Origin of the sequence: Desulfitobacterium sp. PCE1, assembly GCF_000384015.1 — a bacterium.
In the GTDB taxonomy this organism is placed as follows: Bacteria; Bacillota; Desulfitobacteriia; order Desulfitobacteriales; family Desulfitobacteriaceae; genus Desulfitobacterium; species Desulfitobacterium dehalogenans.
In genome coordinates, this window is sequence record NZ_KB913023.1 from 1,217,953 (window position 1) to 1,237,587 (window position 19,635).

The window sequence follows — 19,635 nt, forward strand, 5'->3', positions numbered from 1 at the left end:
TATTTAATTCGTTTTAGCTTAATAAGATATTTAGATAATACTATACTATTCCTATGGGCTTTGCAAGTGAATTTTTCGTGTTCTAGTGTACTTCGTTCTGAAAAGAGGAAAATCCTAGCTTTTTGAGAATATCTTAGTTAAGCGGAGCTAAAATTCAGTTCCATGTGTGCAAGCATTAGAGAGTACCCTAACCGAGAGAAAATTCATGACTGTGTAAAGGAGTAAGGTATGAAAAAGAGGGGAGAGTCATAACAATGGAGGCAATCCTTGTATATCCAATATTACTTTTCATTATTATCTTTCTTGCTGTAAGGCTGGCTATACAGCCATTGATCCAAAGCTCCAATGATGTTGCGGTTAATGAGGAAGGTGAGTTAAGCCTGGTCAGGTTGCGGGATATCGGGGTGCTGGATAATAATGAATTAGAAGAGGTTATACAGTTTTACAATCATAAGAAAGTTTCAAGTAAAAAGATGAAAGAATTAGAACGCTATACGAAAGTGCTTTCGGAATTAGTCGGGCAAGGAATCTTGACTCAAGAGGAGTATTCTGAAAGAATGGAGAGGCTGAGAAACTACTATGTTAGCGATAATTCTAAAGAATAGATCGATTAAAGCGTGAAATTTAATTAAGTTTGAGTAATCTGGAGGTAAATCATGCAAGCAAAGCTGAATCACTTAAAGCAAATCATTAAGGAAATGGAATCAGTTGTGGTAGCTTTTTCGGGTGGGGTGGACAGCACCTTTCTCTTAAAAGTAGTTCATGAAACTTTAGGGGATCATTGTCTTGCTGTCATCGGTGCTTCGGAAACGATGCCTTCTGCTGATTATAACAATGCTTTGCAGCAGGTTAAAGAGTTTGGGGCAAAGTTTTTAGTAATTAAAACTGAAGAAATGGACAAGGAGGAGTTTGTAAAGAACCCTCAGAACCGTTGTTTTCATTGCAAAAATGAGCTGTTTACAAAGCTTTTGAGCATTGCCCAAGAGAAGAAGATTAATTGGGTTCTTGATGGGAGTAATGCTGATGATCTAAAAGATTACCGTCCTGGCATGCAAGCAGCGAGAGCCTTGGGGGTAAGGAGTCCGTTACAAGAAGCGGGCTTGAGCAAAGAAGAGATTCGTCAATTTTCCAAGAAGATGGGACTTTCAACTTGGGATAAGCCCTCCAGTCCTTGTCTATCTTCTCGTTTTCCCTACGGAGAGGAGATCACGATCGAAAAGCTTCGGCGCGTAGAGAAAGCGGAAACTTTACTTAAAGAACTAGGATTTAAAAATTTAAGAGTGCGTTATCACCAGGATGTGGCCCGATTGGAAATTCCTAAAGAAGATTTTTTGAAACTTATGGAACTGGACCTCGATACTATCGTCAAGCCCCTCAAGGAATTAGGGTTTACCTATGTTACTCTGGATTTAGAGGGTTTTCGAAGCGGCAGTCTAAACGAAGGAATACCAATTCTGTAGCATTACTTCATAGTTCTACAGTGAAGGGATCACATTGTTCTGTAATATATCACTCTGCTCTATTGACATTACTTTGTTTACTGTCATATAATAATGAAAAATTGAATACTTCTCATCCAGAGTGGCGGAGGGACTGGCCCGATGAAACCCGGCAACCGGCCTATGTGGCAGTGGTGCTAATTCCAGCAGGATTATTCCTGGAAGATGAGCAAAAATATAAGACATAAGCTCTTCCTGGAATATGGAAGGGCTTTTTATTTGCTCTAGTTATAACATTGCAGGCACCGTCAAGGACCGACGAAGAGGAGGAATAGAGAGATGAAGGAAAATACAGTGAGTATTGGTCTATTAGGATGTGGGAACGTGGGCCAAGGGGTGGTAAAAGGAATACTACTCCATTCAAACAAAATTCTTCGCAAACTGGGGATCACACTGGTCGTAAGCAAGGCCCTTGTTCAAGATATAAGTAAAGAGCGAGCAATTGAGGGGGTTATTCTAACACAGAAACCTCAAGATATTCTCGATGACCCGGAGATTGAAGTAGTAGTGGAAGTTATGGGAGGTGAACATCCCACCTATTCTTATATCAAAGAGGCGCTAGATAAAGGAAAGCATGTAGTGACAGCCAATAAGCTATTACTGGCTCTTCATGGCGCGGAATTACAAGAAATAGCCCAGCGTAAAGGAATCTGCTTGCTTTATGAAGGGAGCGTCTTGGGAGGGATTCCGATTCTTAGAACCATTCAATATGGGCTAGCCGGAGACCAGGTGAAAAAAATTTGTGGAATTTTAAATGGGACCACTAATTATATTCTGACTCAAATGGTGGAGTCAGAGAAAGGCTATGAGGAGGCTTTGCAAGAAGCGCAAGAGGCTGGTTATGCGGAAAGTGATCCGACCATGGATGTAACTGGTTTAGATGCGGCGTGTAAACTTGTTATTCTCTGTCGGGAATGCTTTGATCTGGATATTCCTCTTGAAGAGGTGGAGATTAAAGGAATCCAAGGGCTAACCCCGGAAGAGGTCGCGGAGCAAAAAAGACAGGGACGAGTGCCTAAATTAGTTGCCGAGGCATCCATCATTGATCAGTCTTCGTCAGGACTGGAAAAAAGTCGGGAAGGAATTATTGCTAAGGTTGGTGTGCAGTGGTTATCTAGGGAAGCAATTCTAAGTCATGTCTCCGGCGTGGATAATGGCCTATCCCTGGAAACGCAGTTGGTGGGTGATCTTTTTTGGAAGGGACCTGGTGCTGGCGGATTGGCCACAGGGGGAGCGGTCTTGTCCGATATCGTTGAGATTGCAAAGAAAGTAGTTGTAGAGCGCAGCATAGGAAATGCAGCTCGTTAAATAAGGCAGGATCATATGAGCGAACTAGTTTATGCTAGTTCGTTTTTTGATGATTTCCTTTTTATCTACACGATTCGTAGGGTGATTTGACATATCTTTGCTAAAAGAAGGAATGAGAAACAGTAATAGAGAACCTACTATAAAGGTATGGTAAATAATGGTATTACTCGATTCAAGTGGAAGTAAAGTTTAGGGAGGGAGCATTATCAAGAAACGAAGAATCACTCGCGGCACCTTGTTTTTCCTAGGAGTGGTATTCTGTACCTTGTTCTTGAATTTTGGTATCTTTCCTTTAAGTGCCTTTTTTAAAGGGCCCGGTTCAGAGGAACTGACTTATTCGACAACGCTGGTCACCAATCCCGAACAAACTCCACAGCAAAGAATCCAACAGCAAAGAGCCAATTATGCCGCTTATGTTAAGAAAGTAAAGACCGCAGCAGCAGCTGGTCCAAGTGAACCTGATAGCGGAGCAGTGGAAGACGAGACTCCGAAACCAGCTATCACCGAGCAAACTGAACAGCTTTTTCGTATTAATACCAATCCCTATGTTCCTGCCTTTATTTTACAGGGGAATTATGTGGTTCATGGCAGTTCGCCAAATAAGCAATATACAGCTTATATCTACCCAGATGAATGGGAAACCATCGGCGATATTTATATCAAAGATAGTGCGAGCAGTAGTTGGTTGCGACTGCAGCTAGACCAGAACTACCGAGTTAAAATGTGGCATTCTTTTGCTCCAGAAGGAAGATACACTCCAAAAAAGAAGATTCACTGGCTTAATGATAACGAGTTTATCATTATAGTCGGCTTTGCTCATGGTATAGTTTCTAAGGGTGGTGAGCTGGTTAAGGTTACTAGAGCTACCGGTAAGGCGGAGATTCTTTACCCCGCCTATCAAAAACTTAATCAAGAGGTTGTAGATTTTGAACAAGTGGGAGATGATCTAGTTCTTTATATTAATCTCATGGATGTTAATGGATTTTGTATAGAGAAGGGAGAAATCCGTGTTCCCCTGAAAGACATTGATACTTTATCACAACGAGACATTGTTTCTTAAAGCATAATAATAAGGTCTAGTTTTTTACAAGCAGGTCCTGGCGGGCTTGCTTTGTTAGTTTCTCCATCTTTCTTTAGCTTTTTGCTAAAAGAATGGTATAATAAAAAATTGAGAACTAGCAGGAGGGATTATCCTTTGGAATTTGTGGAAATTATTGCGCAAGAACTTACCTTGCGAGCCCATCAAGTTAAAGAAGCCATACAACTCTTGGACGGGGGGAACACTATTCCCTTTATAGCTCGCTATCGTAAAGAAGCGACCGGTGAGTTGGATGAGAACGCCCTGCGCAGTATTGTTGAGCGTTTGGAGTATTTAAGAAATTTAAAGCAACGCAAAAGTGAGGTTCTGCGTTTAATTGAAGAACAAGGTAAACTTACTGAGGAGTTGGCGAATCAGATTGAGAAGGCCACAATTCTTCAAGAAGTAGAAGACCTCTATCGGCCCTACAAACAAAAACGACGGACTCGGGCTACCATGGCTAAAGAAAAGGGACTTGAGCCTCTAGCATTATGGATTCTTGAACAATATCACAAGGCTCAGCCGCTTATAGAAGCTCAAAAATATATAAATCCTGAACTTGGTGTAGAAACGCCAGAAGAGGCAATCAATGGAGCCTCAGACATTATTGCAGAAATGATCTCCGATGATGCTGCTATGCGCAAAAAGATTCGGGAAGCTACTTTCCGCCTTGGTGATATCATAGCTTCAGCGAAAAAAGCAGAAGAGCGCTCAGCCTATGAGATGTATTATGATTATCGGGAGCCTGTGAAAAAACTGCCTCCTCATCGCATCCTTGCTTTGAACCGAGGAGAAAAGGAAGAGCTCCTTAATGTGAAAGTGGAAGTTCCTTCAGAGCATATTTTAGCCCTAATCGAACAGGCTTTTGTGAAGCAAGGGCCCGCAGCGGAGATTGTACGTTCAGCTGCGGATGATGCATATAAACGCTTAATAGCACCTTCTATAGAGAGAGAAATTCGGGGTGCTCTAACCGAAAAAGCCGAAGAACAAGCTATCAGAGTCTTTGCCGAGAATTTGAGGCAACTCTTACTGCAACCTCCAGTGCGTGGGAAAGTGGTACTGGGGTTAGACCCGGGATTCCGAACGGGGTGTAAATTTGCTGTAGTTGATGATACTGGCAAGCTCTTTCATGTAGGGGTTATTTATCCCCATCCTCCCCAAAACAAGCGGGAAGAAGCGAAAAGAATGCTTAGAGATGCTATCGGAAAATATCATGTAGATGTGATCGCCATTGGAAATGGCACAGCCTCTCGAGAAACAGAGGAAGTTACTGCAGAAATGATTAGGGAAAGTGGCTTAGCTTCGGAGTATATCATCGTGAGTGAAGCTGGAGCTTCAGTGTACTCTGCGTCGAAGCTGGCGGGAGAAGAGTTTCCGGACTTTGATCTCTCATTACGTAGCGCAGTCTCCATAGCTCGGCGCTTACAGGACCCCTTGGCTGAGCTTGTTAAAATAGAACCCAAGGCCGTAGGAGTTGGGCAGTATCAGCATGATGTTCAACCCAAACGCCTTGAAGAATCCCTACATGGAGTAGTGGAATCGGCAGTTAATGCTGTTGGTGTAGATCTGAATACCGCCTCACCATCTCTCCTTCAATATGTAGCAGGTCTTAAACCTACCATTGCCAAAAATATTGTGGCTTATCGGGAAAACCACGGGAAGTTCCAAAAACGGGATCAGCTTAAAAAGGTCCCTCGTCTAGGTGAGCAGACATTTGTTCAGTGCGCCGGCTTTATTCGTATTCCCGAAGGGGTCAACCCTCTGGAAAATACACCGGTTCATCCGGAATCTTATGACCTTGCTCAAAATATTTTGCACAAGGCAGGATTCGCTCTAACAGATCTACGAGAACGCCCCAATGAGGTGCGATTGGGGATTGCCCAATTGGATCCGGAGGAATGTGCTCGGGAATTCAGTGCCGGGGTTCCCACGGTCAAAGATATTCTTGCCGCTCTGCAACGCCCTGGCCGGGATCCTCGGGAGGATTTGCCCCGACCAAAACTACGTCAGGATGTTACCCATCTAGAGGATTTACAGACTGGAATGATCCTCGAAGGAACCGTCAGGAATATCGTTGATTTTGGAGCTTTTATTGATATAGGAGTCAAACACGACGGTTTGGTGCATATATCTCAAATCAGTGAGAAGTTTATCAGGCATCCCATGGAAGTGCTTTCCGTGGGAGACATCGTTAAAGTCCGTGTCCTAGGTATCGACACCGCCCGTGAGCGAGTCAGTCTGTCTATGAGGGAAATCGCTGCAGACGCAATGGTATCTATATAGCCCTATATATAAGGATTTCAACGACTATACTATTCATAACGGAGGTAATCATGAACGCAAATACGAGCCTTTTTATCCGTAACGGTCGCATTAAGACCATGAAAGGCCAAGAATTCATCGGAAGCATCTTAGTGGAAGGCACACAAATTAAAGCCATTGGGGAGAATCTGGTTGCTCCTGAGGGAGCAGAGATCATCGAAGCCCAGGATAAGTTTGTTTTACCCGGCTTTATTGACGCCCACTGTCACGTGGGACTGGGAGAGGAGATTTACCAAAGTGAAGGGGATGATCTCAATGAAATGACTGAGCCGATCACCCCTGAACTGCGTGCAATTGATGGTATTAATCCAGAGGATGAAGGTTTACGGGATGCTCGTTTAGGGGGAGTCACCGCAGTGTTTTCCACACCGGGCAGCGGCAATGTCATTGGTGGTACAGGCGTAGTGTTGAAAACAGTCGGCAAAGTCGTGGATAAGATGATCGTACGGGAACCTGCAGGGCTAAAGGTGGCCTTTGGTGAGAATCCCAAAATGGTCTATGGCGGTGAACAAAAGAAGATGCCCATGACACGTATGGCCACTGCGGCACTTCTTCGACAAGCTCTAGTGGATGCTGAGACCTATCTGGAAAAGTTGGAGCAAGGTATTGAAGATCCAGAAAAAGTGCCCGAGCGGGATCTGGGAATGGAAAGCTTGATTCGTGTGATTAAACGTGAGATTCCTTTACGGGCCCATGCTCATCGGGCTGATGATATTATGACCGCTATTCGCATTGCTAAAGAATTTAATGTAGATCTGGTCATTGAACATTGCACTGAGGGACATAAGATTGCTGAGGAAATCGCAGAATATGGATATCCTGCTGTTGTGGGTCCTTCATTAATTAATCGGGCTAAGGTGGAGTTGAAAGATAAATCCTTTGAAACTCCTAATGTCCTAACACAAGCAGGCGTTAAGGTAGCAATTATCACAGATCATCCGGTGACTCCCATCGAACAATTGCCCCTTTGTGCAGCGCTGGTAGCACGAGCCGGTATGGATGAAGAAGAAGCTTTAAAGGCCATCACTATTAATCCGGCAGAAATTATGGGCGTGGATCATCGCCTAGGATCCTTGGAAGTGGGTAAAGATGCGGATATCGTTATTTGGAGTGAACATCCTTTTGTTTTAAAATCACATCCTGAGACTGTCATTATTAACGGCAAAATCATTAGGGATTAGGCTTTCCGGGGGGCCGGCATCATTTCGCTTCCGTGGGCGCTTAGCCAAACCTCAGGGTAATACCTGAAGCGAACCAGATTTTAGAACGAATAGTTAAAGGAAAGGACGGTCAGAATGGACCTAGAAGTTCAAAGCCTAAGCGCAGATTGTACTCATGCCCTTGGATACAATTTAGGAAAAGCGCTTCGTGGGGGAGATGTGGTGTGCCTCTTCGGTGATTTGGGTGCGGGAAAAACTGCATTAGCCAAAGGAGTTGGGAAGGCTTTAGCAGTACAAGAACCCATGACCAGTCCGACCTTTACTTTTCAGATTGAGTATTCAGGGATAGCTCGGGATAATCCGGTGCGGTTAATCCACATGGATTTATATCGTTTGCGTTATCCAGAAGAGGTAGAAATAATCGGAGTAGAGGATGCCTTTCAAGAAGATACTATTTGCTTGATTGAATGGCCGGGAATTGCAGAGGACATCTTACCCGATGATTCATTAGAGATCAGGATTGAAGGATCAGGGGAGGAACCACGCAGAATCGGCTTTTCTTCTCATTCGGAAGCCTGGGTAGAACGGCTCAAAGATATTATTCCTTTTGAATATTAGGAGGATCTATGAAGTATCTCACCATCGATACTACCACCAAAGTCACAGCTTTAGCCTTGGCGGAGGACGGGCAGCTGGTGGCGGAAGGCTTTTTGCATACATCCAAAACCCATTCGGAGCGGTTGATTCCTGTATTGGATCAAGTCTTAGAGGCATCAGCCTGGAAGCTTCAAGATCTCGATTTTATTGGTGTGGTGCGGGGACCAGGCTCTTTTACGGGAATCCGTATTGGGATTGCCACAGCTCAGGGCTTGGCTCAAGTGCTCAAACTTCCCTTAGTAGGTGTGCTTTCCTTGGATTCTTTGGCTTGGGCCGGACATAGCCGACCGGAAGAAATCGTACCTATTCTTGATGCAAGAAAGAATGAATGGTATACAGCTCGGTACCGATGGTCGGAAGGAGAGGAAATCCCCATACGAAGCCGGGATCCTTTCGCGGTAGAGCCAGCTCTTTGGCTTAAGGAATTGGCGGAACAGGATAAAGCCATTGTTTTTATCGGTGACGCCGTTTCGCGCTATAAAGAGAAGATTAAGACCACCTTAGGGAATAAGGCGGTGCTTCTCCCGGATTATTTGGCTTTACCACGGGGAGCGTATACTGTTCGTTGTGTTTGGAATGAATGGCAGAAGGGAACCCAGGGGAAGCTTGTGGAACCTTATTACATTCGGTTATCGGAAGCTGAGGTCAATTGGGCTAAGAAAGAGGAGGCGCTAAAGGGGAAATGATGATTCGCCCCATGCAAGAGAGTGATTTATCCACAATTCTGGAGATAGAGCATGCCTGCTTTCCGGCACCTTGGGCTCCCCAGTCTTTTGTCAGTGAGCTGAGAGATAATGAGTATGCACGGTACTTTTGCTTGGAACACGAGGGCAATATCATCGGCTATATGGGGTTATGGTTTATACTCGAAGAAGGACATATTACCAATGTGGCTATAGCACCGGGGTATCAGGGGATGGGCGGAGGAGAGTTCCTGATGCGCTCTGTGATCGATTTGATGGTTAAGGAAGGCATGGAGCGTATGACCCTTGAGGTACGAGCCTCCAATGTCTCTGCTCAAAGACTGTACGAACGCCTTGGCTTTGTAACAGCGGGGGTTCGTAAAGGCTATTACTCAGATAATCGTGAAGATGCCCTTATTATGTGGCTTGATATAGGCAAAGAGTAGAGATAGTCTTTGCCATACTGAGCGGTGGCGAGTATCTCTATTAAGAAGAGATGTTTTTTTCTGGTGAAGGAAAGTAGGCAGATATCGGGAGGTTGCTGGTGAACAATAAAGATATTAATATACTTGGAATTGAGACAAGCTGTGATGAGACCTCAGCGGCCGTGCTTCGCAATGGCCGTGATCTGCTCAGTCATATTATTTCATCGCAGATCAAGACCCATCAAAAATACGGTGGAGTCGTGCCGGAAGTGGCTTCACGGGAGCATATCCTACATTTGCAAAGTGTTGTAGAGGAAGCTTTGCAAGGGGCGAAGATGGAGTTTGGAGATTTGGCGGGAATTGCAGTGACCTATGGACCGGGGCTTGTGGGCTCTCTTCTTGTAGGAGTGGCGGGGGCAAAGGCTATGGCTTATGCGGCAGGGATTCCGTTGCTGGGAATTAACCATTTAGAAGGACATATTTATGCGAACTTTCTCCATGATCCGGAGCTGAAGTTTCCTTTATTGGCTCTCCTTGTCTCGGGAGGGCATTCCCATTTGGTGCATTTTGAAGGGCATGGGAAGTATCAAGTCCTTGGACATACTCGGGATGACGCTGCAGGGGAGGCTTTAGATAAGGTAGCTCGGACCTTAGGGTTGGGTTATCCTGGAGGACCTTATATTCAAAAGGCCGCTCTTGAAGGGGATCCTCATGCCTACGAATTCCCAAGAGCTATGCTTGAACCCGGCAGTCTTGATTTCAGCTTTAGCGGAGTGAAGTCCGCTGTGCTCAATACCTTGAATTCAGCGCGAATGAAGGGCGAGACGGTGAATGTTGCTGATGTGGCAGCTTCTTTCCAGGAGGCCATCGTAGATGTCTTAGTGCGTAAGACCTTGCTGGCCTTGGAAAAAACAAAGGCTCCTACCCTAGTCCTTGCCGGAGGAGTGGCAGCCAATACTTCACTAAGGAAACGTCTCACTGAGGCAACCCAAAAACGGGGTGTTGCCTTTAGTTATCCACCTCCGGTTCTCTGCACGGATAATGGAGCCATGATCGCGGCAGCCGGATACTACCGTTATTTAGCTAAGGATTATGCTCCTTGGAATTTGAATGCTATACCGGGACTGAATCTGGCTTAAGGGAGTATAGTTCGAATAGGACTATACCCCCTTTCTTTTTCTCGAAATAGGACATTCGGGCAAGAAATTTTGAAAAGGGATAATATGTTCTGTGGATAGTTAATTCTGTGGACAATGTGGATAACTCTGTGACTAACTGGTATTAGCGGGTTGAGAGGTGTTGAATTTGAGGAGGAACATTGGACATAATTACCCACAGACCCTGTGGATAATGTGGATAAGTCAGGGACAAGGGATATTATGAAGGGATGGAGATGGGGATAACTTAAAAATATGAAAAGTAGTACAAGGTACTTTTCTTTTATCCTTTGTTCGAGATAAAATAGAAGCATGTGTTTAGAGAGTTTCTCATACCATGGGGGAGAGCCCTTAGTTAACGGCTTAAAATTAATTTATTTATAAGAACGGAGAACAAACATGTGGATATTATTTGTTTGTCTTATAGCAGGAGCTTTCGTGGGATGGTTTCGTTTATTGCCTAGGGTTATCTTGAACCAAGCGGGACGAGGGATGATGATCGGGGTATTGATTCTCTTGTTGACCATGGGTTTACGGATCGGAGTGGACCAGAACACTCTTTCACAATTAGGGAGCTTCGGATTGCAGGCCTTCTTATTTGCAGTTGCGGCAATTATAGGAAGTGTAGTGGCTGTTTGGCTATTAGAAAGAGTTTTCATTGGGAAGTCGCCCATGCTTCCGCAGCAAGATAAGATGGAAGTGAACAGTACTGAGGCAGCTCATCCCTATCAGATGACTTGCGCAATTATTGGGGCGTTTATTGCAGGAATTTTCGGCGGGATTCTTTTATTTCCCCAGGCTTGGACAGCATACTTACCAACGATTACAACGTTAGCTCTTGATTTTACTCTGGTCATGGTAGGCATCGATTTAGGTCTGAATCGCGATATTTGGAGACATATGCTCAAAGTTGGTTGGCAGGTGTTTTTAGCACCTGTGGGTGTGGTGCTCGGTAGTATTGTAGCGGCTATGGTGGTAGGATTGTGCTTTGGATGGGAGCTTCGGGAGGGAGGAGCAGTTGGTGCTGGGTTTGGATGGTACAGCCTATCTGGGGTTTTGATCTCCGACCTTCACTCGGTCTCCTTGGGTACTATCGCTTTTTTGAGTAATATATTTAGAGAAGTTTTAGCGATTATTTTTGTCCCTTTTTTAGCTAAAAGGGTGGGGCCGTTGGCCCTTGTTGCTCCCAGTGGAGCGACAGCTATGGATTCGACCCTTCCTCTCTTGGTGGCGGTGGGACCTAAAGGTATCGGTATCGTAGCTATAATTAGCGGGCTTTCTTTATCTCTTCTGGTTCCGGTTTTGGTACCCCTGGTTTTAGGTTAGATCAGGAAAGCCATTTAAGTATTTATCGAACTTTGTAGAAGGAATATTCTAATCTTTGACGAATCTATTATATGATTGACTGAATTTTCTTGAAAAGAAAAGTATACTTTTTTAGTGGAGGATCTAAAGGAGGATTGAAAGGTGTCTGAGGAGAAGCGGTCATTGCGGGAACGGGTACTGTCCCTGCGATCGGCGTTGACGCCGGAAGAACGGGCTTTTAAAAGCCAAAGAATTCAGGCTATCGTGACTCAGACCCGTGAGTTTCAGGAAGCAAGCACCATCATGCTTTTTATGAATTTTCGCGATGAGGTAGAGACTACTGAGTTAGCCCAAATAGTCATTGACTTAGGAAAGCGGTTGGTATTGCCGCGATGTGCTCCAAAGGGGGTGCTTATACCGGCGCTTATCGAGGATTTGGAAAAGGATATTGAGTCAGGAATGTGGGGAATCCGTGAACCTAAAAAGGAGGAACTCACTAAGGTTGATCCCCTGGAGATCGATTGTATTCTTGTTCCTGGAGCAGCTTTTGATACTCAGGGCAATCGCCTCGGTTATGGGGGCGGATATTATGATCGGTTTTTCGGGAGATTGGCAGAAGGAACACCAAAGATTGCGCTTGCTTTTCACTGCCAGATCGTGGACAGAATCCCCGTTGAGTTTTACGATAAGAAAGTAGACATGTTAATCACTGAACAGGGTATCATGCGTTTCAAAGAAACGCTTTGAACTTAGTGGAAAAGGGAGGAGAATCGTTTTGTGTGAGGAGTGTAGGGAGTTAGTTGATCCTAAAGAGGAACAATTGGATCGGATATTAGCCCACTATAAACAGGAGAAAGGGGCGCTTATTCCGGTTTTGCAGGAAGCACAAGGACTTTATGGATATTTGCCTGAACATGTGATAAAGCACATAAGCAGGGAACTACGTATACCTTCTGCCAAGGTTTATGGAGTTGTCACATTTTATGCCCAATTCCGCCTTGCGCCAATGGGACGCAATGTCATCAGTGTCTGCTTAGGTACTGCCTGCCATGTTCGAGGAGGAGCTAAAGTTCTGGAAGCCATAGAAAAAAATACAAAAATTAAGGATGGACAGACCACGGAAGATGGACGCTTTACTTTAGAGATTGTCAACTGTATTGGTGCCTGCGGATTAGCTCCTGTTATGTCCATTAATGGAAATGTCCACGGACGATTGAATGCAGATCAGATCCCAGGAATCCTGGCAGAGTATAAGTAGGGGGAATAGGGATGAACACAGAAGCTAAAAAACAGGTTTTTATCTGTGCGGGCACAGGCTGTCTCTCTTCAGGAGCCAATAAAATCATTGATTTAATGAACGTAGAGATAAAACGTCAAGGGTTGTCTGAGAATGTGGAGCTCATCGCCACAGGTTGCCGTGGTTTTTGTGAGCAAGGGCCAACTTTGGTCGTAGAGCCTGCTCAGAGATTTTACAGAAGAATTCAACCGGAAGATATTCCGGAGCTTGTAGAGAAAGAATTAGGTCAAGGGGAGAAGGTGGAGCGCCTTTTCTATGTGGATCCCCTGTCAGGAGAACCGGCTTTAAGCTATGAGGACATTAGTTTCTTTGCCAAGCAAACCCGTATCGCTCTTAAAAATTGTGGATTTATCGATCCTACTAAGCTTGAGGATTATCTGGCTCATGGAGGCTATGAAGGTTTAAAGAAAGCCCTCACTATGGCCCCCGAGGCAATTATCGAGGAAGTCAAGGGAGCCGGCTTACGTGGCCGGGGAGGAGCCGGTTTCTTAACTGGTCTGAAATGGAGCTTATGTAAAGCTACTCCATCAGATAAAAAATATGTGATTTGTAACGCCGATGAAGGAGATCCGGGTGCGTTTATGGATCGCGGTCTTCTCGAGGGAGATCCTCATGCCGTCATTGAGGGAATGTTGATTGGCGCCTATGCTATTGGTGCAGATGAGGGCTATGTTTACTGTCGTGCAGAGTACCCCTTGGCTATCAAGAATCTGCAAATTGCCATGAAACAGGCTGAAGAAGCAGGATTCTTAGGTGATAACATCTTAGGTACGCAATTTAGTTTCCATTTGAAAATCAACGCTGGAGCCGGAGCCTTTGTTTGCGGTGAGGAAACGGCTTTGATGGCATCTATCGAAGGAAAAAGAGGTATGCCTCGAGTGCGGCCTCCTTTCCCAGCTCAAAGCGGGCTATGGGGTAAGCCTACCAACATCAATAATGTTGAGACTTGGTCCAACATACCTCATATCTTAAAAAATGGAGCCCAATGGTATGCTCAGTACGGAACGGAAAAGAGCAAAGGCACAAAGATTTTTGCTCTAACTGGTAAGGTTAACAACACTGGATTAGTTGAAGTTCCTATGGGAATGCCTTTAAGAGATATTATTTTCGATATCGGCGGCGGTATTAAAGACGGTAAGAAGTTCAAAGCGGTGCAAATCGGCGGCCCTTCAGGAGGATGCCTGCCGGAAGATATGTTGGATCTCCCTGTGGATTATGACACCCTAACCCGGGCTGGTGCTATGGTGGGTTCCGGTGGTTTGGTTATCATGGATGAAACCACTTGTATGGTGGATATTGCCCGCTTTTTCCTGAACTTTTCCCAGAGCGAATCCTGCGGAAAATGTACCCCCTGCCGTGAAGGGAATAAACGGATGTGGGAGATTCTCGACCGCATCACCCGTGGTGAAGGCAGGGAGGAGGATATTGAGAAACTGGAAACCCTGGCCTATACAGTTAAAGAAACCTCCCTGTGCGGTTTAGGTCAAAACGCGCCTAACCCTATCCTGGCCACCTTAAAATATTTCCGGGAAGAATTTGAGGAGCATATCCACGCTAAAAAATGCCGGGCCGGAGTTTGCAGTGACCTCCTGACCTACGAGATTGATGCGGAAAAATGCAAAAAATGCGGACTGTGTGCTAAAAATTGCCCAGCTAACTGTATCAGTGGAAATAAAAATACCCCCTATGTTATTGATGGGGAAAGGTGTATCCGCTGCGGAAGCTGTATGGATACCTGTAAATTTGGCGCGGTTATCCGGGCCTAGAAGAAAGGGGTGGATTTGGTGGAATGGCTGAATTTAACCATTGATGGAAAAGAAGTTGTGGTGCCCAAAGGAAGCACGGTCCTGGAAGCATGCCGGATGCACGATATTCCGGTTCCAACCCTTTGTCAGGATCCGGAGCTCACTAATGCCGGGGCATGCCGTCTCTGTATTGTGGAGATTGAAGGAATGCGCAATTTGCCGCCTTCTTGTGTGACCCAAGTGACCCAGGGTATGATTGTTAAAACTCAGACACCGAAGGTACGCAAGTCCCGCAAGGTGATCCTTGAGCTCTTAGTGGCGAACCATCCATTGGATTGTATGACCTGTCAAAAGATGGGGGATTGCTCCCTTGCTCAATATGCCTATGAATACGGTGTATCCGGTGAAGACTACCGAGGGGAACGGCGTGAACACCCCCTTGATGACAGCAACCCCTTTATTCTAAGAGATCCGAATAAATGCATCCTCTGCGGTAAATGTGTGCGGGCTTGCGAAGAGATTCAGGGACGAAGCGTATTGGATTTCTTTAAGCGGGGCTTTGACGCCCAGGTGGGACCGGCTTTTGATATTCCTTATAGTGAATCGGAATGTGTTTTCTGCGGATCCTGTGTTTCGGTCTGCCCGGTGGGGGCATTGGTGGAGAAAAAGATGGTTGGCCAGGCTCGGGCCTGGAACATCGAAAAAGTACAGACCACCTGTCCTTTCTGCGGTACAGGCTGCAACTTTGACTTAAATGTCAGCAATGGCAAAGTGATTGGGGTAACTTCAAATCCGGAGGCACCGGTGAACGGCAAAGCCCTCTGTGTCAAGGGCCGTTTCGGTATGGACTTGATCCATAGTCCTCAGCGCCTGACGACTCCGTTGATTAAAAAGGATGGCGAATTCGTCCCGGCAGGCTGGGATGAAGCTCTTGATTTGATTGCCACAAAGTTCGGTGAGATCAAAGAGCAATATGGACCAGATTCTTTTGCAGCCCTCAGTTCGGCTCGTTGTACCAATGAAGAAAATTACCTGATGCAAAAATTCATGCGCGCGGTGATCGGAACGAATAATGTGGATCACTGCGCACGTACCTGACACGCTCCCACTGTGGCAGGTCTTGCCACTTCATTTGGCTCAGGAGCGATGACCAATTCCATCAATGAAATCCCCAATGCGGAAGTCATGTTTGTAATCGGCTCCAATACCACGGAAGCTCATCCGATTATCGGTACCAAGATGAAACAAGCACTGGCTCGGGGAGCCAAGCTCATCGTAGCTGATCCACGGGAGATCGAGCTGGCCAGGGATGCTCATGTCTGGATGAGATTGAAGCCGGGCACAGATATTCCCCTGATCAATGGGATTATGAATATCATTTTGGAGAACGGCTGGGAGGATCGTGCCTTTATTGAGGAACGGACCGAAGGCTATGAACAACTACGGGAAAATCTCAAGAAATTCCCGCCGGAAGAAGTCAGCAAAATCACTGGAGTTCCCGTAGAGCTAATGGTGGAAGCTGCCCGTCTCTACACCGGTGTGGAACGTGCTCAGATTTTCTACACCCTGGGAATCACGGAGCATGTCTGTGGCACAGATAATGTTATGTCCCTGGCCAATCTGGCCATGCTCACTGGAAATATCGGGAAGGAAAGCTCCGGAGTCAACCCGTTGAGGGGTCAGAACAATGTGCAGGGAGCCTGCGATATGGGGGCTCTGCCTAATGTTTACACCGGTTACCAGAGTGTTACCAACCCGTCGGTGCGGGCTAAGTTTGAAGAGTCCTGGGGAGCTTCCCTTAATCCCAACCAGGGCTTCATGATTCCGGATATGTTTGATTCAGCGGTTAAGAAGGAATTGCGGGCTATGTATATCATGGGCGAAGACCCTGTGCTAACCGACGCCGACGCCAATCACGTGCGTAAAGGCCTGGAGGCTCTGGATTTCCTGGTTGTTCAGAACATCTTTATGTCTGAGACCGCCGAACTGGCTGATGTCATTTTGCCGGGCGCCAGCTTTGCGGAAAAGGACGGCACGTTCACGAATACCGAGCGTCGGGTGCAGAGGGTTAATCGGGCGATTAAGCCGATCGCCGCTGCGAAGGCTGACTGGGAAATCATTTGTGAGCTCGCCAACCGGATGGGGTATCCGATGGCTTACCAGTCTCCCGCGGAGATCATGCAGGAAATTGCCGCGCTGACGCCGCAATATGCCGGCATCACCTATGAACGTCTGGGCAGGAAGGGATTGCAATGGCCGGTTCCCCATGCCGATCATCCGGGAACGAAGTTCCTGCACGAAGGGAAATTTACCCGTGGCAAAGGCTTATTCGCGGCGATTGAGCATCAACTGCCGGATGAGCTGCCTGATGAAGAGTATCCATTCCTGCTGACCACAGGCCGCAAGCTGCAGCATTACAATATCTCCACTCGTTTCTCAGCTGCGTTGGATGAGCATGCACCTGAGGAATTGGCTGAACTTAATCCTAAGGATGCCCGACGGTTGGGAATTCAGGACGGTGAGAATGTTAAAGTAGTTTCCCGCCGCGGTGAGGTAGTGACCAAGGTCTGGGTAACTGAAAGGGTCCCGCCTGGAGTGCTCTTTATGACCCTGCATTATAGGGAGTCACCGACGAATGTCTTAACCAACGGAGCGTATGATAAAGTAACTAAGACCTACGAATATAAGGTCTGCGGTGTGCGGGTGGAACCTCTGGTGCAATCTGCACAATAAAGGAAACTTGCTTCAGGTGGAGTTTCGACTCCATCTGAAGCGTAGTTGACTTATCCTCTGTGAGGATAGGAATAGGGGAGTGTCCAAGCTTTGTCTAATATGCATAGCTTGCGGCACTCTCCCTTTTTTATTTCAGAAAAAACAGCTTGGTATTAACTAGCTATTAGGGTGGAAAGTAAAAGTTCTTTTATGGGAAGGGCTTATCTGTGTTACAATAAAGCAAAAGACAAAAGTCTGATCATTGATAGATATAGGGAGACATACCATATGGATGCTAATAATGGAGAAACCCTTTTGCCGATAACCGGAATTATCCTGGCCGGTGGGAAAAGCTCTCGCATGGGTCGCAACAAGGCTTTTATTGAATGGGCTGGGGTCCCACTCATTGAGCATACCTTAGCTATCTTTAGTACGGTCTTTGCTGAAGTGATGATTAGCAGCAATCATCCGGAGCTCTATGCTAAATATGGAGTTAAAGTGATCAAAGATAATTATCTGGACCATGGGCCCTTAGGAGGGTTAGAAGCATGCTTGCGGGAAGCTCGTTATGATTATGCCTTTTTTGCCGCTTGCGATATGCCTTTTTTGAGTGTAGAAGTGATTCGATTTATGGCCGGGAAAATTGAAGGGGAGGTTGATATCTTAATCCCTGAGCTTGATGGCGAAATTCAACCCCTCCATGCTTTTTATCACAAAAACTGTCTTCCCATAATTGAAGACAGTTTAAAGGCGAAGCATCTTAAACTGGCAGTATTTATTCGGCAAAACAACAGGGTACGTCATATGAGGGAGAAGGATTTCATTAATTTTCCAAACATACGTCTTTGTTTCAGTAATATGAATACACCTCAAGAATACCTAACCCTGCAACAGCATAATCTTCATAATACTTGACAATAATGTAGACATTCTTTATCGTATTTAAAGGAAACTATAAAAAGCGGCTATTTTATCAGGAATTTATTAAGATTTGTTAATAAAGATTAAGAAATATTATTATTAGAACTCTTTTTGCAATCTCCAAAATAGTGTATACTACAATTAGTTACATTCTTTAATAATTATTCACAGCCGTAGTATAATGAGTAATAGAATACGTTTTGTGCTCCGAAGCTGGAAACCTAAAGTGAGCTATGGTTTACCAGTCGTGCATTCTGCACCGGGTATTATTGGAAACAGTAATGCCTCCCATTTGGAAAGGAGTCTGTAGGGTATAGGGGAACTCCCCGGTTTTACAGACCGTGGGAGTTCTTTGTTTTGTGGAATAATGAACGTGAAGGTGGGGGAAATCTATGCAAGATCAATATCGACGCCAGATCGAATACCTGAGGATTTCCATTACAGATCGCTGCAATTTACGTTGCAAGTATTGCATGCCTCCTGAAGGAGTTCAATGGATTCCCCATGAGTCTATCTTGACCTATGAAGAAATATCACGTGTCATGCGGATTAGTACCTCCTTAGGATTTAGACGGTTTCGCATAACCGGCGGGGAGCCCTTAATTCGATCCGGAATTCTGGAATTTTTACAGAATGCTTCCCAAATTTCAGGGGTGGAGGATCTGATGCTTACCACCAATGGGATACTTCTTCCAGACATGGCAGAAGACCTAAAGAAGGCGGGAGTTAATCGAGTTAATATAAGCCTGGATACCTTCGATGAAGATAAGTTTCGAGAGCTCACCCGTGGTGGGGATATTAAGAAAGTCTTTCAAGGGATACACCGCTCCCTCGAAGTAGGGTTACATCCGGTTAAACTCAACGTAGTGGTTGTTCGTGATTTCAATAGCCATGAACTGCCACGTTTTATGGAATTAGCCCATGACTATCCCGTTCATGTTCGCTTTATCGAATTGATGCCCATCGGAATCAGTTCGGATAAACGCAGTGATTTTGTATCCATCGATGAGATGAAAGCAATATTGGGCTTAGAGGGCCTTAAAGCTACTCGTGACATTCGAGGAGGAGGGCCTGCTGAATATATCACTTCGGAGGGATTTAAAGGTAGTGTGGGCTTTATCAGCGCTATCAGCAAACATTTTTGCAGCACCTGCAACCGTATTCGCTTAACTCCCGATGGTAAGCTGCGCCTATGTTTACACAGTTCCAATGAAGTGGATTTTCGTGAAGTGCTTCGCTCCAACAAGAGTGATGATGAGGTCAGGGATGTTTTTGCCCAAGCGATTTGGAATAAGCCGGCTGAACATCATATGAATGATCAGGCTTGGCAGGATCAACGGATTATGTCCCAGATTGGAGGATAATT

General features: G+C 45.5%; 17 protein-coding genes and 2 riboswitches. All 17 genes read left to right on the forward strand.

Annotated elements, in window-relative coordinates:
- Positions 1-254 precede the first annotated feature (254 nt).
- The 17 genes from DESPCE1_RS0106015 to moaA all read left to right on the forward strand — a co-directional run bounded on the left by DESPCE1_RS0106015 (position 255) and on the right by moaA (position 19,633).
- The gene (locus tag DESPCE1_RS0106015; protein ID WP_014793220.1) at positions 255-605 is read left to right on the forward strand and encodes a hypothetical protein; all 351 of its coding nucleotides are present in this window, start codon (positions 255-257) and stop codon (positions 603-605) included.
- Positions 606-656: 51 nt separating this feature from the next.
- Entirely contained in the window at positions 657-1,460 is an 804-nt protein-coding gene (gene larE, locus DESPCE1_RS0106020) for an ATP-dependent sacrificial sulfur transferase LarE (RefSeq protein ID WP_014793221.1), read from the forward strand.
- Between the two features lie 109 nt (positions 1,461-1,569).
- Positions 1,570-1,671, forward strand: a riboswitch (SAM riboswitch).
- A gap of 107 nt (positions 1,672-1,778) precedes the next feature.
- The gene (locus DESPCE1_RS0106030) at positions 1,779-2,807 is read left to right on the forward strand and encodes a homoserine dehydrogenase (RefSeq protein WP_014793222.1); all 1,029 of its coding nucleotides are present in this window, start codon (positions 1,779-1,781) and stop codon (positions 2,805-2,807) included.
- A gap of 265 nt (positions 2,808-3,072) precedes the next feature.
- Positions 3,073-3,867, forward strand: a complete 795-nt coding sequence (locus DESPCE1_RS0106035) for a DUF4652 domain-containing protein (RefSeq protein ID WP_014793223.1) — start codon at positions 3,073-3,075, stop codon at positions 3,865-3,867.
- Positions 3,868-4,002: 135 nt separating this feature from the next.
- Positions 4,003-6,168: a Tex family protein gene (locus DESPCE1_RS0106040; RefSeq protein WP_014793224.1), complete on the forward strand. Its 2,166-nt coding sequence runs from the start codon at positions 4,003-4,005 to the stop codon at positions 6,166-6,168.
- 50 nt (positions 6,169-6,218) lie between these two features.
- Positions 6,219-7,388, forward strand: a complete 1,170-nt coding sequence (locus tag DESPCE1_RS0106045) for an amidohydrolase (protein ID WP_014793225.1) — start codon at positions 6,219-6,221, stop codon at positions 7,386-7,388.
- Between the two features lie 114 nt (positions 7,389-7,502).
- A complete protein-coding gene (tsaE, locus tag DESPCE1_RS0106050) occupies positions 7,503-7,985 on the forward strand; it encodes a tRNA (adenosine(37)-N6)-threonylcarbamoyltransferase complex ATPase subunit type 1 TsaE (protein ID WP_014793226.1) in 483 nt (160 codons plus the stop codon).
- Between the two features lie 8 nt (positions 7,986-7,993).
- Entirely contained in the window at positions 7,994-8,710 is a 717-nt protein-coding gene (gene tsaB, locus DESPCE1_RS0106055; protein WP_014793227.1) for a tRNA (adenosine(37)-N6)-threonylcarbamoyltransferase complex dimerization subunit type 1 TsaB, read from the forward strand.
- Positions 8,707-9,153 (forward strand): ribosomal protein S18-alanine N-acetyltransferase, encoded by a 447-nt coding sequence (gene rimI / locus DESPCE1_RS0106060; RefSeq protein ID WP_019849808.1) that lies wholly within the window; start codon positions 8,707-8,709, stop codon positions 9,151-9,153. The genes tsaB and rimI overlap by 4 nt, the downstream gene beginning before the upstream one ends.
- 98 nt (positions 9,154-9,251) lie before the next feature.
- Positions 9,252-10,271: a tRNA (adenosine(37)-N6)-threonylcarbamoyltransferase complex transferase subunit TsaD gene (gene tsaD / locus DESPCE1_RS0106065; protein WP_014793229.1), complete on the forward strand. Its 1,020-nt coding sequence runs from the start codon at positions 9,252-9,254 to the stop codon at positions 10,269-10,271.
- A 417-nt stretch (positions 10,272-10,688) separates the two neighbouring features.
- Positions 10,689-11,615, forward strand: a complete 927-nt coding sequence (locus tag DESPCE1_RS0106070; protein WP_014793230.1) for a lysine exporter LysO family protein — start codon at positions 10,689-10,691, stop codon at positions 11,613-11,615.
- A 141-nt stretch (positions 11,616-11,756) separates the two neighbouring features.
- Positions 11,757-12,341, forward strand: a complete 585-nt coding sequence (locus tag DESPCE1_RS0106075) for a 5-formyltetrahydrofolate cyclo-ligase (protein WP_019849809.1) — start codon at positions 11,757-11,759, stop codon at positions 12,339-12,341.
- A 28-nt stretch (positions 12,342-12,369) separates the two neighbouring features.
- The gene (nuoE, locus tag DESPCE1_RS0106080) at positions 12,370-12,852 is read left to right on the forward strand and encodes an NADH-quinone oxidoreductase subunit NuoE (RefSeq protein ID WP_019849810.1); all 483 of its coding nucleotides are present in this window, start codon (positions 12,370-12,372) and stop codon (positions 12,850-12,852) included.
- 11 nt (positions 12,853-12,863) lie between these two features.
- Positions 12,864-14,657 carry an NADH-quinone oxidoreductase subunit NuoF gene (nuoF, locus tag DESPCE1_RS0106085; RefSeq protein ID WP_019849811.1) on the forward strand — a complete coding sequence of 598 codons (1,794 nt, stop codon included), beginning with the start codon at positions 12,864-12,866 and terminating at the stop codon, positions 14,655-14,657.
- An 18-nt stretch (positions 14,658-14,675) separates the two neighbouring features.
- Positions 14,676-17,369 carry a formate dehydrogenase subunit alpha gene (gene fdhF, locus DESPCE1_RS22365; RefSeq protein WP_014793234.1) on the forward strand — a complete coding sequence of 898 codons (2,694 nt, stop codon included), beginning with the start codon at positions 14,676-14,678 and terminating at the stop codon, positions 17,367-17,369.
- Between the two features lie 267 nt (positions 17,370-17,636).
- Complete coding sequence (locus DESPCE1_RS0106100; protein WP_014793235.1) at positions 17,637-18,263, forward strand: molybdenum cofactor guanylyltransferase; 627 nt, start codon at positions 17,637-17,639, stop codon at positions 18,261-18,263.
- A gap of 199 nt (positions 18,264-18,462) precedes the next feature.
- Positions 18,463-18,588, forward strand: a riboswitch (molybdenum cofactor riboswitch).
- 73 nt (positions 18,589-18,661) lie between these two features.
- The gene (gene moaA, locus DESPCE1_RS0106105; protein WP_014793236.1) at positions 18,662-19,633 is read left to right on the forward strand and encodes a GTP 3',8-cyclase MoaA; all 972 of its coding nucleotides are present in this window, start codon (positions 18,662-18,664) and stop codon (positions 19,631-19,633) included.
- The last annotated feature ends 2 nt before the right edge of the window (positions 19,634-19,635 follow it).